We start from the raw sequence: 21,858 nt of genomic DNA on the forward strand, positions 1-21,858 counted from the left end.
CGCCAGGCTGGGACACTGAATCATGCATTCATATACAAAAAAACCCCGCCGAAGACATGCTCCGGCGGGGTTTTATTGTTCAACTATGAGCGGGAAAGCTATGCTTCCTCTTCTCCCGCTTCAGGAGCAACTTCTGGTGCGTCGGCCACAGGGGCGTCTTCCACCATCACGTCTGCTGCGGGCGCTTCTTCTGCAACCGGTGCTTCTTCAGCCGCTGGGGCAGCCGCTGCGGCCTCCTCGGCTTTCAGATCATCGGCAGCTGCCATGGCATCCGCGATTTTCTGCTGCTGAGCCCGGAGCGCGGCGTCACGGCCAGTCGCCGCAATCCGTGCCCGGTTCATGCCTGCACCCGTACCGGCCGGGATCAAACGTCCAACGATGACGTTTTCTTTCAGACCGATGAGCGAGTCCTTCTTCCCTTCGACAGCCGCCTGGGTCAGCACCCGGGTGGTTTCCTGGAAAGAAGCTGCAGAAATGAATGAACGTGTCTGCAGGCTCGCCTTGGTGATACCCAATAGAACCGGCTTACCTTCGGCAGGAACCTGCTTTTTGGTCAGCTTGGCATTATATTCCAGCATCTCTTCAAGATCGACCTGTTCACCAGGAAGAAGTGTTGTATCGCCGCCATTGGTGATCTCAACTTTCTGCAACATCTGACGAACAATCGTCTCGATATGCTTATCGTTGATTTTCACGCCCTGCAGTCGATAGACTTCCTGAATCTCTGCAACCAGATATTCAGCCAGCGCTTCCACACCCAAGACTTCAAGAATATCATGCGGGTCAGGCGAACCGGAAACCAGGTTATCGCCTTTCTTAACATGATCGCCTTCCTGAACATCGATGACTTTCGTCTTCGGCACCAGATATTCTACTGGTTCGCCTTCCTCGGGAACAATCGCAATCTTACGCTTGGCTTTATAGTCGCGCAGATATTCAACGCGGCCAGATACCTTCGCTATGATCGAGTTATCCTTCGGAATACGTGCTTCGAACAGCTCGGCAACACGTGGCAGACCACCGGTAATGTCGCGGGTCTTCGCAGCTTCGCGAGAAACACGCGCAATCACGTCACCAGCAACCACTTCCTGACCGTCGGTCACAGAGAGCGTAGCGCCATTGGCAAGCATATACCGGCCAGCTTCGCCGCTGTCGCTATCAAGCAGGGTCAAGCGTGGACGCAGATCCTCTTTGTTAGCGCCGCGGCCCGATGCACGATATTCGGTGATCACACGCTGTGCGATACCGGTCGCTTCATCGGTCTGCTCGGTCATAGTTTTGCCTTCGATGACATCCTGATACTTGATAACACCAGGCTTCTCGGTGATCATCGGCATGGTGAATGGATCCCATTCAGCCAGACGATCGCCCAGCTTGACCTTCTGGCCATCCTTGACCAGCAGGCTGGTACCATATGGAAGTTTGTCAGCACTACGCTCACGCCCTTCATCATCGATAACCGCAATTTCACCAGAGCGAGCGAGCGACAGGAACCGTCCGTTCTTGTCTTCGATCACTGGCATGTCGCGATATTCAACCTTACCTTCAGCGACCGCCTCCAGATTGGATTGCTCGTTCAGCTGCGCTGCACCACCGATATGGAAGGTCCGCATGGTTAGCTGCGTGCCTGGCTCACCGATGGACTGTGCCGCAATAACACCAACGGCTTCACCAATATTCACTGGTGTACCACGAGCAAGATCACGACCATAGCAAGTGCCGCAGACACCCATTTTGGATTCGCAGACCAGTGGAGAACGAATACGCGCGGATTGAATACCGAGATCTTCGATCACCTTGATGGCTGCTTCGTCCAGCAATGTGCCGGCTTTGATCACAACACTGTCGTCTTTGCTGTCGACAATATCTTCAGCCATGGTCCGGCCCAAGATACGCTCGCCAAGCGACGCGATGACCGAACCACCCTGGACGATAGCTTTCATCTCCAGTGCATTTTCGGTGCCGCAATCATTTTCAACAATCGTACAGTCTTGTGAAACGTCAACCAGACGCCGCGTCAGATAACCGGAGTTAGCGGTTTTCAGAGCAGTATCGGCCAGACCTTTACGTGCACCGTGGGTCGAGTTGAAATATTCGAGAACCGTCAGGCCTTCTTTAAAGTTCGAGATAATTGGTGTCTCAATAATCTCGCCAGAAGGTTTGGCCATCAGTCCGCGCATACCGCCAAGCTGCTTCATCTGGGCTGGGCTACCACGGGCACCAGAGTGGCTCATCATGTAGATGGCGTTAATCTGACGCTCGCGGCCATGCTCGTCCTCTGGCGTTGCCGCCAGTTCGTCCATCATGGCGTTCGCCACCTGATCACCACAACGGCTCCAGGCGTCGATCACTTTGTTATATTTTTCCTGCTGCGTGATCAAACCGTCCTGATATTGCTGCTCATAATCAGCAACCAGAGCGCGGGTCTCTTCAACCGTCGCATCTTTCGAGTCCGGAATGATCATGTCATCCTTACCGAAGGAAATACCGGCCTTACACGCGTGGCGGAAACCAAGATCCATGATCGCATCCGCGAACAGAACCGTGTCTTTCTGACCGGTGTGGCGATAAACTTGGTCAATCACGTCACCAACCTCTTTCTTGGTCAGCAAGCGGTTCACAATGTCGAACGGAACTTTATGTGATTTCGGCAGACATTCGGCAATCAGCAGACGACCCGGTGTGGTTTCGAACCGCTTGAGGATGGGGTTACCATCTTCATCAGTCTGCGGAACCCGAGTGTGGATTTTCGAGTGCAAGGTCACCGCACCGATTTCCAGTGCCTGATGCACTTCGGCCATATCAGCCAGCATCATGCCCTCGCCCGGCTCGCCTTTGCGATCCATGGTGAGGTAATAGATGCCGAGAACCATATCCTGTGAAGGTACGATAATCGGCTTACCATTGGCTGGTGACAGGATGTTGTTGGTCGACATCATCAAGACACGGGCTTCCAGCTGCGCCTCAAGGCTCAGTGGAACGTGAACAGCCATTTGGTCACCGTCAAAGTCGGCGTTAAACGCGGAACAGACCAATGGGTGAAGCTGAATGGCTTTACCTTCGATCAGTACCGGCTCAAATGCCTGAATGCCCAAACGGTGAAGCGTTGGTGCGCGGTTCAGCATCACGGGATGTTCGCGGATCACTTCTTCCAAAATGTCCCAGACTTCCTTGCGCTCTTTTTCGACCCATTTCTTGGCCTGTTTGAGCGTCATCGAAAGGCCCTTGGCATCAAGGCGCGCATAGATAAACGGCTTGAACAATTCCAAAGCCATTTTCTTCGGCAGACCGCACTGATGCAATTTCAGCTCAGGACCGGTCACGATAACCGAACGACCGGAATAGTCGACGCGTTTACCGAGAAGGTTCTGACGGAAACGGCCCTGCTTGCCTTTCAGCATGTCGGACAGAGATTTCAGCGGACGCTTGTTCGCACCGGTAATGGTACGACCACGACGACCATTGTCGAACAGCGCATCGACAGATTCCTGCAACATGCGCTTCTCGTTGCGGACAATGATGTCCGGCGCGCGCAGTTCCATCAGGCGTTTCAAGCGATTGTTCCGGTTGATCACGCGGCGATAAAGATCGTTGAGATCGGACGTCGCGAAACGGCCACCATCAAGCGGCACCAGTGGGCGCAGCTCGGGCGGAATCACAGGAATGATTTCAAGGATCATCCATTCCGGTTTGTTGCCGGATTCGATGAAGCTTTCGACAACCTTCAGGCGTTTGATGATCTTCTTGGGCTTCAGCGTCGACTTGGTCGTCGCCAGCTCTTCCATCAGGTCTTCTTTTTCACGCTCCAGATCGAGGTCCTGCAACATGATCTTGACGGCTTCTGCGCCAATGCCGGCGGAGAAGGCGTCTTCGCCATATTCATCCTGTGCTTCGAGCATCTCGTCTTCGGTCAGCAGCTGGAATTTCTCCAAGGCTGTCAGGCCGGGCTCGATAACCACATAGCTCTCAAAATAGAGCACGCGCTCTAGCTGCTTAAGCTGCATGTCAAGCAAGAGGCCGATGCGGCTAGGCAGGGATTTCAGGAACCAGATATGCGCGACGGGAGCGGCCAGATCGATATGACCCATGCGTTCCCGGCGGACTTTGGTTACCGTGACTTCGACACCGCATTTCTCACAGACAATGCCTTTATATTTCATGCGCTTATATTTACCGCACAGGCATTCGTAATCCTTTACGGGACCAAAGATACGCGCACAGAATAGACCATCACGCTCTGGCTTAAACGTCCGGTAGTTAATCGTTTCCGGTTTTTTGATTTCACCGAATGACCAGCTGCGGATGCGCTCAGGTGAAGCAAGACCGATTTGAATCTGGTCAAATGTTTCCGGCTTTGCGATCGGATTTGCGAAATTTGTTACTTGGTTCATTTTTTCTTCCTTCGGGGCCTAGGCCCAAAATTGAAATGCTAGAGACGGGAGTGAGTTTTAGATCCTCACTCCGCCGCAATCGCTACGCCGTCATCATCACCGTCTTCATCTTCGTCACCGAAGCTGGAGAGTTCGACATTGAGACCAAGCGAACGCATTTCCTTGACCAGAACGTTAAAGCTTTCAGGCACACCGGCTTCGAAAGTATCGTCGCCTTTGACGATCGCTTCGTAAACCTTGGTCCGTCCGATCACATCATCCGATTTGACCGTCAGCATTTCCTGCAACGTGTAAGCCGCACCATATGCCTGCAACGCCCAGACTTCCATTTCCCCGAAGCGCTGTCCGCCGAACTGAGCTTTACCGCCCAGTGGCTGTTGCGTGACGAGAGAATAAGGTCCGATCGAACGAGCGTGGATCTTGTCATCAACCAGGTGATGCAGTTTGAGCATATAGATATAGCCCACGGTCACCTTACGGTCGAACTTGTCTCCGGTCCGTCCGTCAAACAGGTTGACCTGACCGCTACGGTCGAGACCAGCAAGCTCCAGCATGTCGGAAACATCGCTTTCATGCGCGCCATCAAACACTGGCGTTCCCATCGGAACACCATTGCGCAAGTGACCAACCATCTCGACAATCTCGGATGGCTCACGGGCATCAATATCTTCGTGATATTGCTCGCCGTAAATGGTCTTGAGCCGCTCTTTCACCGCATCAGGTGGCGCTGCCGCCTGCGGATCGGGATTAGCCAGTTTCCATTCTTCCAGAGCATTGGTTACCTGCTCGCCCAGACCACGTGCGGCCCAGCCCAGATGGGTTTCGAAAATCTGACCGACGTTCATACGTGATGGCACACCCAAGGGGTTCAGCACGATATCAACCGGCGTTCCGTCTTCCAGGAACGGCATATCTTCTTGTGGAAGAATGCGGGAGATAACCCCCTTGTTTCCGTGACGGCCAGCCATTTTGTCACCGGGCTGCAACTTGCGTTTCACAGCGACAAAGACTTTGACCATTTTCAGGACGCCGGGGGACAGTTCGTCACCACGCTCCAGCTTCTCACGGCGATCTTCGAAACGTTCGTTAATTTCCTTGATCGCTTCGTCATATTGACCGCGGGTCGCTTCAAAGTCGGATTGAACCTTGTCATCCTTCACAGCGATTTTCCACCAGTCGGCATTGTCCAGTTCGGACAGGCCTTCTGCGGTAATCTCTGCGCCCTTCTTCATTGGTTTCGGTGCGGACGTTGCCGTCTGACCGATCAGCATGTCTTTCAATGCGTTGAAGGTTGCACGGTTCAAAATGGCGCGTTCGTCATCGCGGTCTTTCGTGAAGCGCGAAATTTCTTCGCGTTCAATCGCCAGAGCACGCTCGTCCTTGTCGATGCCGTGGCGGTTAAACACACGAACCTCAACAACCGTACCCGCTACACCCGGAGGCAGACGCAGGGACGTGTCACGCACATCCGAAGCTTTCTCACCAAAGATCGCGCGAAGAAGCTTCTCTTCCGGCGTCATTGGCGACTCACCCTTAGGCGTGATCTTGCCGACAAGAATATCGCCCGGTTCGATTTCAGCACCGATATAAACAATACCGGCTTCGTCGAGGTTGCGCAGCGCTTCCTCACCGACATTCGGAATATCGCGGGTAATATCTTCAGGACCAAGTTTCGTATCACGGGCCATGACTTCAAATTCTTCGATATGGATCGAAGTGAAGACATCGTCTTTCACGATACGCTCGGAGATGAGAATACTATCTTCGTAGTTATAGCCATTCCAGGGCATGAAGGCGACGAGGCTGTTTTTACCCAGAGCCAATTCCCCCATATCAGTCGATGGGCCATCAGCCAGCGTATCGCCTTCCTGAACAAGATCGCCCACTTTCACCAGCGGACGCTGGTTGATGCAGGTGTTCTGGTTGGAACGCTGGAACTTCTGGAGGGTATAGATGTCGACGCCGGACTTGCCTGCTTCGACATCGCCTTGGGCGCGGATCACGATGCGGGTCGCATCGACCTGATCCACAATACCGCCGCGGCGGGCCGCAATCGCAGCACCGGAATCGCGGGCCACGGTTTCTTCCATACCAGTTCCGACAAACGGTGCCTCTGCTTTCACAAGCGGCACAGCCTGACGTTGCATGTTCGATCCCATCAGGGCGCGGTTAGCGTCATCGTTTTCCAGGAACGGGATGAGCGAGGCAGCAACAGACACAAGCTGTTTCGGCGAAACGTCCATCAGGGTGATGTGATCACGTGGTGCGATCAGAAACTCACCGGCTTCACGCGCGGACACCAGCTCTTCTACAAAGCTGCCATCTGCATTGAGATCAGCATTGGCCTGAGCCACTGTATGCTTCTGCTCTTCCATCGCGGAGAGATAGACAACTTCATCGGTGACCTTGCCGTCCTTGATCTGACGATAAGGTGTTTCGATAAAGCCATATTTGTTCACTCGGCTGAACGATGCCAGTGAGTTGATGAGACCAATATTCGGACCCTCAGGCGTTTCAATTGGACAGATACGGCCATAGTGAGTTGGGTGAACGTCACGGACTTCGAAGCCAGCACGCTCACGCGTCAGGCCGCCAGGCCCAAGCGCCGATACGCGGCGTTTGTGGGTGACTTCACTGAGTGGGTTGGTCTGATCCATAAACTGGGAAAGCTGCGAGCTACCAAAGAACTCACGCACTGTGGCAACAGCTGGTTTCGCGTTGATCAGATCGTTCGGCATCACAGTGGATACGTCAACACTGGACATACGCTCTTTAACCGCACGCTCCATGCGCAACAGACCAACACGATATTGGTTTTCGAGAAGCTCGCCAACCGAACGCACTCGCCGGTTTCCAAGGTTATCAATATCATCAACTTCGCCCTTGCCGTCTTTCAGATCGACGAGGGTTTTGACGACGGCCAATATGTCTTCCTTGCGAAGAACCGTATAATCATCAGGCGCATCAAGATCGAGGCGCATGTTGAGTTTGACACGGCCAACGGCGGACAGGTCATAGCGCTCTGGATCGAAGAACAAGCCTTCAAACAAAGCTTCTGCCGTTTCGCGGGTTGGTGGTTCGCCAGGACGCATGACACGGTAGATGTCGGACAGCGCTCCATCACGATCTTCAGCTTTATCGACTTTCAGCGTGTTGCGGATCCATGGACCGGTTGTCACGTGATCAATGTCGAGCAGCTCAAGCTGGTCAATGCCCGCACCGTCTAGCTTCTCTAGATTCTCAACCGTTACTTCGTCACCAGCTTCGATATAAATCTCACCGGTTTTTTCGTTGATCAGATCAAAGGCACTGTAACGGCCAAAAATTTCTTCGGTCGGAATGACAACATTTTTCATGCCATCTTTTTCGGCCTTATTGGCGCTACGAGGCGTAATCTTGTTGCCGCTGGCAAATACAACTTCACCGCTATCAGCATCAACAATATCAAAGGTCGGTTTCTGGCCGCGCCATTGCTCAGTGACGAATGGGATGGTCCAGCCGTCTTTCGCACGCTTGTAGGTGATCCGCCCGTAAAATTCGTTGAGAATATCTTCTTCGGAATAGCCCTGCTTCAGAATGCCGGTGATTTCCGCACTCTTGGTACGGCCTTCATCTTCAATCTTGCCCTGAATTTCGATCGCACCCATGGGCTCCTTGATCGTAATTCGGTTGCCTTCAATCTCGGTGATCTCGGCAGGCTGCTTCATACCAGCAACCCGCACCATTTCGCCGACCTTAAACGGCGGCTTCTTCTCTTTCACTTCGATGGTCGCATCACCCAGCGAACGCAGCAGTGCGGTCACAGGCAGTTTACGCTTACGGTCGATGCGAACGTTGACGATGTCTTTCGCATCAAATTCAAAGTCGAGCCACGAACCACGGTAAGGAATAACGCGAGCGGCGAACAGGAACTTACCAGAGCTGTGGGTTTTGCCACGGTCATGGTCAAACAACACACCGGGCGAACGGTGCATCTGGCTGACAATAACACGCTCGGTACCATTGATGACGAACGTGCCGTTCTTGGTCATCAAAGGCATGTCGCCCATGTATACGTCTTGTTCCTTAATATCGAGAACGGAGCGCGCTTCTGTTTCCGGATCAACTTCAAAGACGATCAGACGCAGCGTCACTTTCATTGGTGCTGCATAGGTGATGCCGCGCTGACGACATTCTTCAACATTATATTTGGGATCTTCGAGCTGGTAGTTGACGAAATCCATTTCGGCGGTGCCAGCAAAATCGCGGATCGGGAAAACGCTGCGCAGCGTTTTTTCCAGACCGGAAACATAATCGATCGACGGATCAGAGCGCAGGAACTGCTCATATGATTCGCGCTGAACCTCGATCAGATTCGGCATATCGATGACTTCATGAATGTCGCCAAAGATTTTGCGGATACGTTTTTTGCGGGTCGGTGTGAGAGCTGTTGTCTTTACCGAAGATGCTTTCGTCGCCATGTATTTTTTGCCTTCTCGCCATCACCGGATTTGCGCAACTTATGAAGCGCTTAGCCAGTGGAAAACCAAATTTTGTGGGGCGCTCCAGAACAAAAAGCCACGGCCTCTCAAACCCATTTTCTTGGGCAGAAGAGTCGCAGCTCATAGCGTCCTGAAAACCGTTCAGATCTCATTTCTTCTGGCGCGCCGCGCAACTGCACGCCCTGTCTCGAAATCTGTGGTGAGCCGCTCATATAGGGAGATGTTGGATAGCGGTCAAGAGGTGGACGTTGGCATTTCTGCAGCAGAACTGGGCTTCCCTTCATACCATCTGGTCGCCAACACGCGCACGATCCAAAAGAGCATGATTGCCAATATAATTGGCTCCGGAGCCGACAACAGACCGGTTTCTCGGATTTGTTCGGGGAAAGCAGTTGCTCCAGGGCCGGTAAACAAGGAACCGGCAGCAATGAAATAGGCAAAGCACATGCGCCACAAATGACGGGCGATGCGCTTTTTCCCAGAAATACCTCGCCGGGCAATCATCACCGCGTCGCCCAGTGCAGCCAGGAGGGCCAGACCTCCAAAAAAATAGTGCGGGAAGGCTGGCAATCCATCCTTCAACCCGTCTGGGCTATTTTGCGCTTCCAGTCCGAAAAACAGTCCACCAGCAGTAACGCCCAATGCAACAGCAAGCGCAACATAATGCTGCCAGATAATCGATTCATCTTTTTGCCGGGCAGCCAACCAGGAGGTGACGACAAGATAGATAGTAAAAACCCCGACCAAGACAGAGATGGCCATCGGAAGGACGATGGCAAGATAGATCCCAGCGGCGGACATGATTGTCATGGTTACCAAAAAAACATTGCCGACACCGCGATGTACGCGCGAACCTTTGCGAACAAGTAACGCGGCAGCGCCAGCGAGAACCGCGATCGTGCCCATGCTGATATGGAGAAACATGATAAGCGTCATTGAAAATATCCTCGTTCAAAGGTTCGGAACGAATATACCTATATGGTCGATTTTATTGAAAAGCAATAAAACTATTGACGTTTATCGATAAATGTATATTGATAAGCAACGAAACATATATCGTAATTCAATAATCACTGGAGACTATCATGACACATATCGCGGCCAAGGGGGAGGAAGACATCGTCCTTAAGTCGGCCCGCCTGCTACTCGGCTTTTTTCGCATGGCGGTGATCTTCGCATCTGTAATCCTAGTCCTGTCATTGCCGGTCATGGCGATTTTCGGGCAAGAGATATTGGCAGAAGTTGGAGAGCAATTTGTAGATGTGCCGCCGACTGCGGTACTTTGGGTGTCAGCCGGCTTTGTATTCGTGATGCTGTTGATCATGCTGCTCAGTTATTTCACTATCGATCGACTGCGCAAAGTCCTGGCTTCCGTCCGCGAGGGTGATCCGTTCAACCGGACCAATGGCATGCGCCTACGCGGCATGGGTATTGCCATATTCGTGATCCAGATCCTGACCGGGGTGCTAGGCGCGTTGATCGGGGTTATCATCAGCTTGCTCGGCGAAGTAAAAGAGGGCGAGCGGATGGTCGTCTCTGGCGAATTTGGAATCTCGCTTTCCGGCATATTGCTGGTGCTGCTGCTGATCGTTCTGGCCCGGGTCTTTGACCGTGGCGCGGATATGCGCGATGAGCTGGATGGGACCATCTGATGTCCGTCCAGGTCAAGCTCGACGATCTGCTGCACGACCAGCGCATGACGCTGACCGAGCTGGCTGAGCGAGTGGATATTACCATCGCCAATCTGTCGATCCTGAAAACCGGCAAGGCAAAAGCAATCCGGTTCAGCACCTTGGATGCCATCTGCCGAGAACTCAAATGTCAGCCTGGCGACATATTGCATTATGATGATGGCCAGAGCGATGGCAGTTGACATTAGTGTATTATTATAACAATACACCTTGACATGACTACTTCAGCTAATCTCTCACCATCGGACCCTCATTCACTGGCGCGCATTGTAGGCGGGTCGCTATTGGCAACGATCTTCGTCGGGATGGCGGCTGCACTGACTGTCGCTCAGGGCATCGATATCAACCTGTCGGCGGATGTTGTCGCAACCGCGCAAAATATGCTGGAAGCCGAAACACAATTGCGCGCCAAATCCTATATCGCGCTCGTGATGTTTGGTCTGGAAGCCGCAGTTGGTGTCGGGCTATTTCTGCTTTTGCGCCCAGCCGGACAATTGCTCGCGGGGTGGAGTTTGATCGTCAGCATTGCCGCAGCTATTCTAGCTCTGTTGGGTGCCGTCTTTAATATGAATGCGGCCGAGATAGCCGGTGATCTAGCTTATGCACAGATGGCCAGTGAATCGCAGCGATTGCTACTGACCGGCATGCAGGCCACTTCTGACTATACATCCTTTCACCTCGCCTTGGTGCTATCGAGCGCATCCAAAGCGGGCTTTTTCTATCTCTTCCTGAAATCCGGTTTGATTCCAAAACTGATTGCCGGTTGGGGCCTGTTTGCTTCTCTATTTGTGTCCACAGCTATCACTATGCGCGACTTTGTTCCAATCATCGGACATAGTGGTGTTACGATAAGCTTCATGGCATCAAATCTTATCGCCCTGCTTGCAACCGCGCTCTATCTGACGATCAAAGGCGTTCGCTCCGCCTAGCCGCTATTCCAACCCAAAGTCCGTAATGGTCACAACTTTACGGATCATATCCGGGTCATATTCCACCTGACCGTCGAGTATTAACATTGCCAGTCCATGGACCAGCGACCAGGCATGCAGCGTCGCCGTTGCGCGATGTTCCGGTGAGATATCTTCCGACATGGTCGCGGCAATACCGGCCCGCAATTGATAGAAGGCCTCTCCCATTTTGGTTGGATTGCCCGCAGCGAGATCTACTTTTCCGACCCGGTCATAGATCAGACGTACTAATGCCGGATGCTCGACGGCCCAGCGAACATAGGTGACCCCCATTTCCCCGAACCCTTCCCGACCGCCGCCTACGGATTGCGCTGCTTGGGCCTGATGCGCCCCAAGCTGGTTCAACGCCTCAAGCGCCAATGCATCAAGTAATGCGTCCTTGTTCGGAAAATGCCGGTAAAGGGCCGTCGCCGAGACTCCCAATTCGCGGGCCAGCGCGCGAAGGCCGAGATCAGGGTGATTCTGCCTATCGAATTTTTCCATGCCCGCCGCAATCGCCGCTGCACGCAAGTCGCCATGGTGATAGGCGCCAGAATCCTTTGGCGTTTTCTTGGAAGCTTCTTTAATGTTGACACTGTTACCTTTAACGTTCATGTTAACACCATAAACATTTGGAGTCGTTAAGCCAAGGGGAGTTTGCACCAATGCTGATTTTTGCAATTGCCACGGCTATCATCGCTGTCACAGTCGCGGCAGCCCATTACATCCTTGGCGAGCGGGCGGTGCTAAAGCCGCTGTTTGCAGAACCAACAGACGGGCTATTGGCTGCGCCAACCATGCGCCATCTAACTTGGGCAATGTTCCAGCTCCACTCGCTGGTTTGGGCCAGCCTAGGCATCGTGGTTCTGCTGAACCGGCTTCAGGGCGGCGGCGATCTGATCGGATATCTCGCGATCCTGATCTTCACCATGTCCGGGATTGGAAATTTTGCCGCCCTTCGGCGTCCGCATCCTGGCGGCATATTATTATTTCTCGCAGCGGGAATGACCGCTGCTGACATCTGGTTTAACTAAGAAGGATTTGATCATGGCCAGCGTTATTGAAAATACCATCCGCTCTGCTGTTACCCCTGTGATGGGTGCAGTGGCGAATTTCAATCGCAAGCGGATGAAAGCACCGGAAGGCGGACATCCGTATCTAACTGGAATTCATAAGCCAATGAGCGAAGAATTGACCCTGGCCGAATTACCGGTCGACGGAGAAATTCCGGCCCAGCTTGACGGACGCTATTTGCGGATTGGCCCTAACCCGGTAACCGCGCCCGATGAGGCCAGCTACCATTGGTTTGTTGGAGACGGTATGGCCCATGGTATCCGTATCACGAACGGAAAAGCCGAATGGTATCGCAATCGCTGGATCCGTTCCAACGCCGTGAGTGATGCGCTGGACGAAGATCGCAAACCCGGCACCCGCAAACCGCGCACCGATACAGCCAATACCAATATCGTGGAAATTGGCGGCAAGACCTTTGCAATTGTCGAAGCCGGCGGCTTTCCGGTGGAGTTAACCGACGATCTTGAAACGGTTGCTCACAATCCGTTCGATGGCAGCTTGCAGAACGCTTTTTCCGCCCATCCGCATTTCGATCCCAAAACCGGTGAGATGCACGCTGTCTGCTATGATGCACCGGTCATGGACACGGTCTGGCATGTGGTTCTTGGGCCGGATGGCAAGGTGAAGCGGGAAGAACCTATCCCGGTTAAACAGGGTCCATCCATCCACGATTGCCAGATTACCGAGAACCATGTGCTGGTCTTTGATCTGCCCGCGACTTTTTCAATGAAGCGCATGCTGGCCGGCTATGCGTTCCCCTATGACTGGAATCCCGAGCACAAAGCCCGCGTCGGCCTGTGCCCGCGAAATGGCTCTGGTGCGGATACGATCTGGTGCGACGTCGAGCCCTGCTATGTCTATCATCCGGCCAATGCGTTTGAGACTGAGGATGGCAAAGTCGTCGTCGATGTTGTGGTCCATGAAAGTACCTATGCCCGCACCACCTTTGGTCCTGGCGGCGAATGGTCACGACTCGAACGCTGGACCGTTGATCCGGTGAGTAAAAAGGTAGACCGCAAAATCCTGAATGACCGCGCACAGGAATTCCCGCGCTATGACGAACGGCTCACCACCAGCGACTATCGCTATATTTACAGCATCGCCCTCGCCGGCGAACCGGATCAGCTCGACATGGCAGGTAACGAGCTATTCAAACATGATCTGAGAACCGGCGAAACCGCCGTCCGTCACTTTGGTGACAACCGTCATCCAGGCGAATTTATCTTTGTGCCGCGATCACCCGATGCGGGCGAAGATGACGGCTGGCTGATCGGCCTGGTCATCGACATGAACAATGAGACGACCGAGCTGCAAATCCTGAAAGCCAATGACATTACTGGTGAACCACAGGCAGTAATCCATGTCCCGCACCGTATTCCTCCCGGATTTCATGGCAACTGGATCACCGCGGCCTAGGCTCTAGTCCTTCTCGATTCTGGCGGAACCAAAGCCTTCAGAGAATTGCGGCGCTTCATCGGTTACTTCCTCCCAGGGCGCTTTGGATCCGACAAAGATATGGGCGGCATAGCCGCGATGGCCTGGGTCGTTGTCGAGCAGGCCGGCCGGCACGAAGAATAGATTGCTTTTCTGCCCGTCCAATGGGAGCGGGCTGCCACATGTTTTACAAAAAACCGAATGCCAGCCATTCCCATCCGGGACAAAGAAAGTAGAAATCAGATCTTCCCCTCTTTCCCATGCGAAATTATCGCGGGTCGCGTGGAAGACCGCATTGCCATTCGTACCCGACACTTTTCGGCATTTCGAACAATGGCATTGTCCAATCGGGCCGGGTGGGCCGCTGATCGAAAATGATACGCCGCCACAGAGGCAACTGCCGGTCAATTTATCGGTCATGATTTGATGTCAGTCCTGTCCTAAAATCGGAGTTGAAGTCATATCACAACGGATTGGCAATAAGAACCGAGAGATCTGTTGACCAACTCAGTACAATACTTGACTTGCCGCATCGCAGGCTTGAGACGTTTCTGTGATGGAGCAGAATGTCGGGAATTTGCTATGATCACCTTCAACAAGAAAAACCACCTACGCCTTTGGCTGCTCTTGGGCCTCAGCTTGGTATTTGGCACCGCCGCTCAAGCAGCCGCAGACTATCAACCCGGCCATACAGCCTTGGAAGTCTGGAACGCAGAAGGGCAGGCCAATGCACCGCAATGGGTGCAGGTCTGGCTGATGATCATGCTCGCCAGTTTTGCGCTCGGCTTGCTATTTGTCTGGAAGCGCGTGGAAGCGCGCTGGGTCGTTGGCGGTTTCATAACAGCCATCCTCATCAGCCGATTTGGCATTCCGGCCATGGGAATTGTCAAACTATCGGGGCTGGTTGCGCTGGTACATCTGATCTTCTGGTCACCGGCACTTTTCCTGCTGCTTAAGAACCGACCGTTTTTGACAGAGCGGTCTTTCTATGCGCTTTGGACAGGCCTGATCACCGCAGTCATCCTATTCTCGTTCATCTTCGATATCCGCGATGCCGTGATTTATCTCGATCATATTCTCGGGATCGGAATCCTCTCTGCCTAACAAAAACAGCGATTGCTCGGCGCCTGACAGTCGTTGACACTCCTTGTCCGGCAACAAAAGGAGACGGGCATGAGAACGGTGATAGTAACAGGTGCGTCCAGCGGCATTGGCGAAGCCACTGCCCGCAAATTGGTGCAGTCCGGCTATAATGTCATGCTCGCTGCCCGGCGGACCGACCGCTTGCAATCCATTGTCGAAGAGCTGGGAGAACAAGCCGCGTTTCATGCAACGGATGTCAGTAGCCGGGAAGATCAGGACGCACTGGCTGCGGCAACGATTGAAAGGTTCGGTCAGGTGGATGCGCTGGTCAGCAACGCTGGAATCATGCCGGTATCGCTGATTGAAAAAGGCGATGTCGAAGACTGGGATCGGATGATCGATGTCAATCTGCGCGGTGTTCTTTATGGCATAAATGCAGTGCTGCCGCAGATGGTTGAACGTAAGGACGGACATATCATCATCATTTCTTCGATCGCGGCGCTGGAGACCTTTCCCTCCAGTGCTGTCTATTCCGCGACCAAGTCCGGCGTGCGATCGATGAGCGATACGCTTCGCAAGGAAATGACCGCACACGGTGTCCGCGTTACGACCATATTTCCCGGCGGTGTGAAGACCGAGCTGGGCACCAGCATCAAGGATCAATCGGTCCTCGAAATGATGGGCGGCGTGTTTGATTTCGAGTTTCTCGAGCCGGAAAATCTTGCCGATAGCGTGGCCTATGTACTGAGTCAGCCGCCGTCAGTTTGCGTCGGAGAATTGATGATCCGTCCAACCGGACAAGCCTGAACATGAGCGGCTAGATTCCCTCCAGCCGGCAACCACGCTGTTCCAATATGTCCCGCATTTCACGATAAGCGCGTGGTGTGTCAGTCAGCGGGATATAGGGATGGAGGTGATGCACAATATGATATTGCATGCCCATCGATCCGATATTGCCCCAAGTGCTTTTGAAAGCACGTGTATCGCGATAGCGGCCAGTCTTGTTCGCCGGATGATGGGGCGCCCAGCTCAAGAAAAACTGGATATAGGTCAGCCCGATCTGTCGGGGCAGCCACCACAGCAAAGCCGCCTCCAGCGCATAGCCCGACCAAGCGAGCACGATCAATATCCCGAAATGGATGATTTGAAAAAGCGCACCATCAAGCAACGCATCCGGCCGACCAATATCCCGCAGAACATCGCCATATTTATTGAATCCGCCCTCGGCACCTGGTTGGCGGTTCTGAATGGACTTCCAGATGGCATGCCTCGGTCCCAGAGCTTTACTACTGATATCAGGGTCAAGTTCCGGGTCATTAGCATGCAGATGATGTTGAATATGGGTTAGCTTGGCCACACGATAGGGCAGGACCAGCGGAATGGTCGACACATGGCCGACCAGTTCGTTTAACCATCGCCACTTCGTCCCCTTGCGCCCGATAATGTCATGCTGCGCCTCATGAGACGGCAGATAACAGAGCATCACGTTGAACGTCGCAATAATGAACCCCAGCCACAGCGGCATGACACCCAAGAAGACCAACGGCCAAAGCGACAGCCAGACCACCAAATTGCCCAATCCCCATGCTACTGCTTCCCAAGGCAAGCGATCAGCATATTTGCGGGCAATGGCTAGCTCCTGTTTGCGCAGATCTTGTTCGGCAAGGACAGCGCTCATATCCAGCGACCTTTGAATTGCGCGAAAGCACCCCATGCGCCGCCGATGATCAAACCCAAGGTCAATGGTGAAAGGCCCAGCGGGGCCTGCCAACCAGATATTAGCATGATTTGGGCTAGCAATGGGCCCAGAAACCCGACGCCAAAAATCAGCGGCATGAAATGAAGGATGTTTTTCAGAACAAATTGCACGATGCCGTCCTTTTCAGGCACGAATGTTATCGCAGCATCGCCGAATAATCAACTATTTACAGTGTTGTCAGTAGCCCTAGTTGCTTTTCTACGATCAGCCTGTCTTTCTTCGCCGGATTTTCCTGGGTACTTCAACCGGTTCGGGTTCAGCATTTTGTTGGCCAATTTCAGCCATTTCTGAATCGGCTAAGGACTGATCATCAACCCGGCCTTCCACATTTGCAGCGGGCATCGCTTTGCTAAACAAATAGCCCTGCACCTGCACACATCCTTCTTCTTTGAGTTGATTTAACTGATCGCTTCGCTCAACCCCTTCGGCGGTCGTGACCATGCCGAGGCTGGAAGCCAGACCGGTAACCGCACGAATAATTGCCCGGCAATCTTCGCGGCTATCCACTTCCTCGACAAAGCAACGGTCAATCTTGATCTTGTCAAACGGAAAGCTTCGCAGATAGTTGAGCGAACTATAGCCGGTACCGAAATCATCCAGCGCAATCCGCACACCCAAGGAGCGGATTTTATGCAGCAATTCTACATTGGACTGATTGTCGTTCATCAACACGGACTCGGTGATCTCGAGCTCCAGCCGATGCGGTGCCACACCGGTTGCTGCCAACGCGTTGACAATCGTTGGTATAAGATTGGGACTACGCATCTGCGCCGGGGACAGATTAACCGCGACGCTAAGATGATCTGGCCATTTGGCTACCTCGTACAAAGCCGATCGGACAACCCATTCGCCGAGCTGAACAATCAGCCCGGTATCCTCTGCCACCGGAATGAAAACATCCGGCATGATCATGCCTTTCTCGCTATGATGCCAGCGAAGCAAAGCTTCATAACCGATTGTCTCGTTAGTATCGATATTGACCAGTGGTTGGTAATAGAGCTCGAGTTCATTGCGCTTCAGCGCAGCGCGCAGATCTATTTCAATATTGCGCCGGTCCTGTACCGCCTCATGCATCGATCTTTCAAACACCGAAGCGCAACCACGGCCATTTTCCTTTGCGTGATAGAGCGCGATATCTGCATGTTTGATCAACTCTTCCCCGCCATTGCCGCAATCGGGTGCTAGCGCAATCCCAATGCTGACGCCCGTTGCAACCGGCTGTCCTTCAACCATCACCGGTTCGGAGATTTTATCGATGATATTTGCTGCGACCTGCATGACATCTTTATGCGTGCCCACATTGCGCAACGAGATCGCAAATTCATCACCGCCCAGACGTGCGACAACATCTTCGATGCCAATATTATTCTCTAACCGATTGGCGACGGCCTTAAGAACAAGATCCCCCGCACCATGGCCCAATGTGTCGTTGATTGTTTTGAAATGATCAAGATCGAGATACAGAACCGCCAGCTTCTGGTCATTCTTCATCCGCGCGATCGAACGTTGCAACGACTGATTGAACAGAGTGCGATTCGGCAGATCCGTCAGGCTGTCAAAATGCGCCAGATGAGCGACCCGCGCTTCGGCTCTTTTGGCGCTAGTAATATCAGCCGCAACACCCCGAATATGCTGGCTTTCTCCGTCCGCCGTCTTGATGCGCCGACCAGACAGCCTCCACCAGCATTCTTCCCCATCAAGTTTGATGGGGACATGGATATCCCGAAAAGCATTTCCAGAAGCCAGAGACTGGGCAAGCTGGTTTCGCTCCATGGAATCTTCAAATAGATCAACCAGCGGCAAGTTCCGCAAATCGCTTATTTCCATATCCACAGCAGTGGCAAAGCGAGCCGAAGGATTGACGATCAAATGTTCACCATCCACTTCCCACAACCAATCTGAACTTTGTTCGGCATAATCGTGGAGCAACAGCCGAACCGTTTCCGCTGCATCCTTTTGTTTGGCTGCATGCAAATGACGCTGGACAAAGTTGAAGAAGAACATGCGGTAGATATAGTCGATGCAGAGCGCGAAAAAGATCAGCAATATCGCTGTGCTTATTCCGCCAGACCCCTTTGCTGCGACGAATGCACCGGCATAACATATTGTGGTGATTGACAGATTATAGGTCTGCGCGCGCGGGACACTGCCAAAAACAAACCCGCCAACCACCAGACCGCCCATCGCAAGTATTGCAATATCAAGGCTGTACGGGATCTGGCCGAAGGCCACCGGAATGGCCAGAACGCAGGAAAAACCAATGCTGCTGATAATACTTTCGGTGCGGATGTTCCTGATGGTTTCTTTATAATCGGCTGTATCAGGGTCCAATGCCGCCTGACGCATAAAATTACGAATACTCATGAAGGCAGCAATGGCGACATAGAAACAGGCCGTCGCGATAAACTCCACCTCAGCATGGGTAAAGAGCAGGACCATCGCATAGATGGTCAGAGGCAACGCTATTAACGCTCCGATTCGCGATATCTGTCCAAAGGACTTGATCTGTTCACGCGCAACCAGCTCGGTGGTTTCATGATCTGAACTGATCTTGAAATTCCAAACCTTTCTCTGCATCTCCAGCAATCGCTGCAGTGTGATTGTCTCTCCCATATGCGCCCCGTTTTACTCAATGTTACAAAACGTGGTGACAGTAAGTCGAGAGGGTTTGCATAACGTTAATGGTAGTGAAAATCATTGTACATTAATTGGTTATAGCTGGTCGTCTACGTTCATTTGTTATTTTGAATGCCCGTAACGAAGGCAGTTTCCCGAAAGACGCTTCTGTTTTTCCCTCTGCGCTGCCTCGCCTCTGATCGACAAGCCGTTAAGATATCCGGATCCATCTGACCCAATAGGAGACTGGAACGCAACCATGCTTTCCTATGTGCCAGACGAATTCTATAGCCTGGGTCAGCGGTCTGAAAATCGGGCGGCAATCGGCATCGGGGGCCGTATCTATGAAGCATTTGTATATATTGGTTTTAACCGCTTTTGTCGGGCTCGCAGCGACGCAGACTGCCGCCGCACAGGAGATATTTGTTGGCGTTGCTGCGCATGAAGTCGACACCCCTCTGTCGATGCAGATCGATGAAGAAGGCGTTGATTTCCAGATTGGTTATCGCGGCAAACGAATCGACGCGCTGGCCGCCATAGGTGCACCATCGCCGTACATTTTTGCTTCTATCAACAGCGCTGGCGACACCAGTCTGGTCGCTGCTGGTCTCAGCTGGAAAATTGGTGATACATTCTATCTTAGACCGGGAATCGGTCTCGCTATTCATGACGGACCATCTTTGCGCTTTGCACCTGATGGCTCGCAAACCCAGTTGGGTTCACGCATCCTGTTCGAACCGGAACTGGCGATTGGCGTGCGATTATCGGAACGTATCGATCTCGAAGCGAGCTGGGTACATGTCAGCCACGCGCAGCTGTTCAACGACGGACAAAATCCCGGCCTGGATATTATCGGGGTACGGCTGGTGATAAAACTGCCTTGACATCTCAAAATATATGTAACAACTTACATATATGGAAAATGATTATCTTCGCGATTCAGGAATTAAGACGCTCGGCACCCGCATCAGGCGACTGTTTGAACGGCTGAACAGCAATGTAACCGAAGTCTACCGCCGCGAGCTCGGCTTTGAACAGCGCTGGTTTGCACTTGGCATGCTACTTAAGGATCATGGCCCGATGAACAGCCGCGATGCCACCAAGAGGCTTGGCCAAAGCCATGTCGCTATGGTTCAGGTTGTTCGCGCCATGGAAAAATCTGGTTTGCTTGAGCGCCAGGCTGATCCCAGCGATGCACGCAGCAAAATATTGCATCTAACATCCGCAGGGGCGGAAAAGCTCGAACAGGTTTCCGCAATATCCCGTTTAGTGGACCAGGCCGCCACCGAGCTGCTTGCAGAAGCGGCTCCTGATTTTCTCCATCAGCTTGATGCCTTGGATGATGCGCTGGACCGGTTGAGCTTCGCAGATCGTATTGAAATAGCGTTTTCTGAAGGAGGATCAAACACATGATAACCGCGATATTATTGGCAATGCAACCGATGCCGGCAGATTGCACTGATGAACATGATGCGATCACCCAAATGGCAGAGGCGATTGAACAAAAATATGTCCTCGCCGAAGCAGCCAAACGCTCGGCAGTGGCGGTCAGGAGCAAACTGCAACAGGGCGCATTTAGCCAGAATTGTAACGATAGCGAAGCGTTTGCTAAGCAAATGACGGAGCAATTGCGAACCATCTTGAACGATGGTCACGTCTTCGTCGAATATGCTCCGAAATCCTCTCGGGCAGGCGAAGATGACTGGCTGGAAGAGTGGAGAGATGGCGCGCGAGCCAGGGGTTTTGGTGTCAAACAAGTGGAGCGCATGAGCGGCAATATCTCCTATCTACATCTCACTGACTTTTTCGAATTTTCTGTAGCCAGAAAAGCTATGGCGTCGGCTTTTGAACTGGCGAGTAGCAGCGATGGCCTGATACTTGACTTGCGCAATAACCCCGGCGGATCTCCGGAAACCGAGTGGCCAGTGCAATGGACATTCATGGCATCGGGATCGACAATTCCGCTGCACCACGAAACCCGTGATGGCAAGAAGCCGGATATGAAAGAACCGGCGCTGCAATGGCCGCGATATGGGAGCGACCGACCGCTCGCTATCCTTGTCGACAAGACGACTTTTTCTGCACCCGAGGCCGTCGCTTATTCGCTGCAGGCACAAGGTCGAGCAGTTGTCTTTGGTTCCCCTAGCGGCGGCGGGGCGCATATGCTGGGGGATGCCGTGCCCCTGACCGGTGGTTGGCAGATCGTCATTCCAGAGACGAGACCCTATAGCCCCCATACTGGCGGCAATTGGGAAGGCACCGGCGTGATTCCCGATTTTCAAACGTCAAAGGAAGACGCAATTGAAGCTGCGCAAAAATGGATTACCGCCCAACTGGAATCAAAAAGGGCGGCTTCCAAAACGGAAACCGCCCCTTGATCTT

At 52.9% G+C, this 21,858-nt stretch carries 18 protein-coding genes; 10 read left to right on the forward strand and 8 right to left on the reverse strand.

Going from position 1 to position 21,858, the window contains the following annotated elements:
* Positions 1–98: 98 nt before the first annotated feature.
* The 3 genes from rpoC to DG177_RS09850 form a co-directional block, all read right to left on the reverse strand.
* Positions 99–4,391 carry a DNA-directed RNA polymerase subunit beta' gene (gene rpoC / locus DG177_RS09840; protein WP_108811313.1) on the reverse strand — a complete coding sequence of 1,431 codons (4,293 nt, stop codon included), beginning with the start codon at positions 4,389–4,391 and terminating at the stop codon, positions 99–101.
* A gap of 65 nt (positions 4,392–4,456) precedes the next feature.
* Positions 4,457–8,851, reverse strand: a complete 4,395-nt coding sequence (rpoB, locus tag DG177_RS09845) for a DNA-directed RNA polymerase subunit beta (protein WP_108811314.1) — start codon at positions 8,849–8,851, stop codon at positions 4,457–4,459.
* Positions 8,852–9,106: 255 nt separating this feature from the next.
* On the reverse strand, positions 9,107–9,808 hold the full coding sequence (locus DG177_RS09850) for a DUF2306 domain-containing protein (RefSeq protein WP_108811315.1): 702 nt from the start codon (positions 9,806–9,808) through the stop codon (positions 9,107–9,109).
* Between the two features lie 149 nt (positions 9,809–9,957).
* On the opposite strand from DG177_RS09850, the gene DG177_RS09855 reads away from it, so the two are divergent.
* Genes DG177_RS09855 through DG177_RS09865 form a run of 3 tightly spaced genes read left to right on the forward strand, consistent with a single transcriptional unit; the run spans position 9,958 to position 11,492 of the window.
* Positions 9,958–10,524 carry a DUF2975 domain-containing protein gene (locus DG177_RS09855; RefSeq protein ID WP_108811316.1) on the forward strand — a complete coding sequence of 189 codons (567 nt, stop codon included), beginning with the start codon at positions 9,958–9,960 and terminating at the stop codon, positions 10,522–10,524.
* Positions 10,524–10,745, forward strand: coding sequence for a helix-turn-helix domain-containing protein (locus DG177_RS09860; RefSeq protein ID WP_108811317.1), 222 nt, complete (start codon positions 10,524–10,526; stop codon positions 10,743–10,745). The genes DG177_RS09855 and DG177_RS09860 overlap by 1 nt, the downstream gene beginning before the upstream one ends.
* A gap of 33 nt (positions 10,746–10,778) precedes the next feature.
* Positions 10,779–11,492, forward strand: a complete 714-nt coding sequence (locus DG177_RS09865; protein WP_108811318.1) for a DUF4386 family protein — start codon at positions 10,779–10,781, stop codon at positions 11,490–11,492.
* A gap of 3 nt (positions 11,493–11,495) precedes the next feature.
* On the opposite strand, the gene DG177_RS09870 is transcribed toward DG177_RS09865, so the two are convergent.
* Positions 11,496–12,125 carry a WHG domain-containing protein gene (locus tag DG177_RS09870; RefSeq protein WP_108812911.1) on the reverse strand — a complete coding sequence of 210 codons (630 nt, stop codon included), beginning with the start codon at positions 12,123–12,125 and terminating at the stop codon, positions 11,496–11,498.
* 50 nt (positions 12,126–12,175) lie between these two features.
* On the opposite strand from DG177_RS09870, the gene DG177_RS09875 reads away from it, so the two are divergent.
* Both DG177_RS09875 and DG177_RS09880 read left to right on the forward strand, forming a co-directional pair.
* Positions 12,176–12,544 carry a hypothetical protein gene (locus DG177_RS09875; RefSeq protein ID WP_108811319.1) on the forward strand — a complete coding sequence of 123 codons (369 nt, stop codon included), beginning with the start codon at positions 12,176–12,178 and terminating at the stop codon, positions 12,542–12,544.
* A 13-nt stretch (positions 12,545–12,557) separates the two neighbouring features.
* Positions 12,558–14,000 (forward strand): 8'-apo-carotenoid 13,14-cleaving dioxygenase, encoded by a 1,443-nt coding sequence (locus DG177_RS09880; protein WP_108811320.1) that lies wholly within the window; start codon positions 12,558–12,560, stop codon positions 13,998–14,000.
* Between the two features lie 3 nt (positions 14,001–14,003).
* Here the strand turns inward: DG177_RS09880 and DG177_RS09885 are convergent, their stop codons facing one another.
* On the reverse strand, positions 14,004–14,438 hold the full coding sequence (locus tag DG177_RS09885) for a GFA family protein (RefSeq protein WP_108811321.1): 435 nt from the start codon (positions 14,436–14,438) through the stop codon (positions 14,004–14,006).
* Between the two features lie 162 nt (positions 14,439–14,600).
* Between DG177_RS09885 and DG177_RS09890 the strand changes: the two genes are divergently transcribed.
* Both DG177_RS09890 and DG177_RS09895 read left to right on the forward strand, forming a co-directional pair.
* Positions 14,601–15,122 (forward strand): hypothetical protein, encoded by a 522-nt coding sequence (locus DG177_RS09890; RefSeq protein ID WP_108811322.1) that lies wholly within the window; start codon positions 14,601–14,603, stop codon positions 15,120–15,122.
* Positions 15,123–15,191: 69 nt separating this feature from the next.
* The gene (locus DG177_RS09895) at positions 15,192–15,908 is read left to right on the forward strand and encodes an SDR family NAD(P)-dependent oxidoreductase (protein ID WP_108811323.1); all 717 of its coding nucleotides are present in this window, start codon (positions 15,192–15,194) and stop codon (positions 15,906–15,908) included.
* 10 nt (positions 15,909–15,918) lie between these two features.
* On the opposite strand, the gene DG177_RS09900 is transcribed toward DG177_RS09895, so the two are convergent.
* The 3 genes from DG177_RS09900 to DG177_RS09910 form a co-directional block, all read right to left on the reverse strand.
* Positions 15,919–16,779 carry a fatty acid desaturase gene (locus DG177_RS09900; protein ID WP_337658708.1) on the reverse strand — a complete coding sequence of 287 codons (861 nt, stop codon included), beginning with the start codon at positions 16,777–16,779 and terminating at the stop codon, positions 15,919–15,921.
* Positions 16,776–16,991: a hypothetical protein gene (locus tag DG177_RS09905; protein WP_108811325.1), complete on the reverse strand. Its 216-nt coding sequence runs from the start codon at positions 16,989–16,991 to the stop codon at positions 16,776–16,778. Before DG177_RS09905 ends, DG177_RS09900 begins: the two co-directional genes overlap by 4 nt.
* Positions 16,992–17,064: 73 nt before the next feature.
* Positions 17,065–19,473, reverse strand: coding sequence for an EAL domain-containing protein (locus DG177_RS09910; RefSeq protein ID WP_108811326.1), 2,409 nt, complete (start codon positions 19,471–19,473; stop codon positions 17,065–17,067).
* Between the two features lie 347 nt (positions 19,474–19,820).
* Here DG177_RS09910 and DG177_RS09915 point away from each other — a divergent pair, with 347 nt between their 5' ends.
* Genes DG177_RS09915 through DG177_RS09925 form a run of 3 tightly spaced genes read left to right on the forward strand, consistent with a single transcriptional unit; the run spans position 19,821 to position 21,854 of the window.
* Positions 19,821–20,360: an acyloxyacyl hydrolase gene (locus DG177_RS09915; RefSeq protein WP_337658709.1), complete on the forward strand. Its 540-nt coding sequence runs from the start codon at positions 19,821–19,823 to the stop codon at positions 20,358–20,360.
* 31 nt (positions 20,361–20,391) lie between these two features.
* Complete coding sequence (locus DG177_RS09920; protein WP_108811328.1) at positions 20,392–20,889, forward strand: MarR family transcriptional regulator; 498 nt, start codon at positions 20,392–20,394, stop codon at positions 20,887–20,889.
* Positions 20,886–21,854 carry a S41 family peptidase gene (locus tag DG177_RS09925; RefSeq protein WP_108811329.1) on the forward strand — a complete coding sequence of 323 codons (969 nt, stop codon included), beginning with the start codon at positions 20,886–20,888 and terminating at the stop codon, positions 21,852–21,854. The genes DG177_RS09920 and DG177_RS09925 overlap by 4 nt, the downstream gene beginning before the upstream one ends.
* Positions 21,855–21,858 lie beyond the last annotated feature (4 nt).

The sequence above is a fragment of the Sphingorhabdus sp. Alg231-15 genome (assembly GCF_900149705.1).
Taxonomy (GTDB): domain Bacteria; phylum Pseudomonadota; class Alphaproteobacteria; order Sphingomonadales; family Sphingomonadaceae; genus Parasphingorhabdus.

Coding starts and splice junctions, on each gene's coding strand:
- rpoC (WP_108811313.1), bottom strand. CDS start 4,391: ATGAACCAAGTAACAAATTTCGCAAATCCGATCGCAAAGCCGGAAACA.
- rpoB (WP_108811314.1), bottom strand. CDS start 8,851: ATGGCGACGAAAGCATCTTCGGTAAAGACAACAGCTCTCACACCGACC.
- DG177_RS09850 (WP_108811315.1), bottom strand. CDS start 9,808: ATGACGCTTATCATGTTTCTCCATATCAGCATGGGCACGATCGCGGTT.
- DG177_RS09855 (WP_108811316.1), top strand. CDS start 9,958: ATGACACATATCGCGGCCAAGGGGGAGGAAGACATCGTCCTTAAGTCG.
- DG177_RS09860 (WP_108811317.1), top strand. CDS start 10,524: ATGTCCGTCCAGGTCAAGCTCGACGATCTGCTGCACGACCAGCGCATG.
- DG177_RS09865 (WP_108811318.1), top strand. CDS start 10,779: ATGACTACTTCAGCTAATCTCTCACCATCGGACCCTCATTCACTGGCG.
- DG177_RS09870 (WP_108812911.1), bottom strand. CDS start 12,125: ATGAACGTTAAAGGTAACAGTGTCAACATTAAAGAAGCTTCCAAGAAA.
- DG177_RS09875 (WP_108811319.1), top strand. CDS start 12,176: ATGCTGATTTTTGCAATTGCCACGGCTATCATCGCTGTCACAGTCGCG.
- DG177_RS09880 (WP_108811320.1), top strand. CDS start 12,558: ATGGCCAGCGTTATTGAAAATACCATCCGCTCTGCTGTTACCCCTGTG.
- DG177_RS09885 (WP_108811321.1), bottom strand. CDS start 14,438: ATGACCGATAAATTGACCGGCAGTTGCCTCTGTGGCGGCGTATCATTT.
- DG177_RS09890 (WP_108811322.1), top strand. CDS start 14,601: ATGATCACCTTCAACAAGAAAAACCACCTACGCCTTTGGCTGCTCTTG.
- DG177_RS09895 (WP_108811323.1), top strand. CDS start 15,192: ATGAGAACGGTGATAGTAACAGGTGCGTCCAGCGGCATTGGCGAAGCC.
- DG177_RS09900 (WP_337658708.1), bottom strand. CDS start 16,779: ATGAGCGCTGTCCTTGCCGAACAAGATCTGCGCAAACAGGAGCTAGCC.
- DG177_RS09910 (WP_108811326.1), bottom strand. CDS start 19,473: ATGGGAGAGACAATCACACTGCAGCGATTGCTGGAGATGCAGAGAAAG.
- DG177_RS09915 (WP_337658709.1), top strand. CDS start 19,821: ATGAAGCATTTGTATATATTGGTTTTAACCGCTTTTGTCGGGCTCGCA.
- DG177_RS09920 (WP_108811328.1), top strand. CDS start 20,392: ATGGAAAATGATTATCTTCGCGATTCAGGAATTAAGACGCTCGGCACC.
- DG177_RS09925 (WP_108811329.1), top strand. CDS start 20,886: ATGATAACCGCGATATTATTGGCAATGCAACCGATGCCGGCAGATTGC.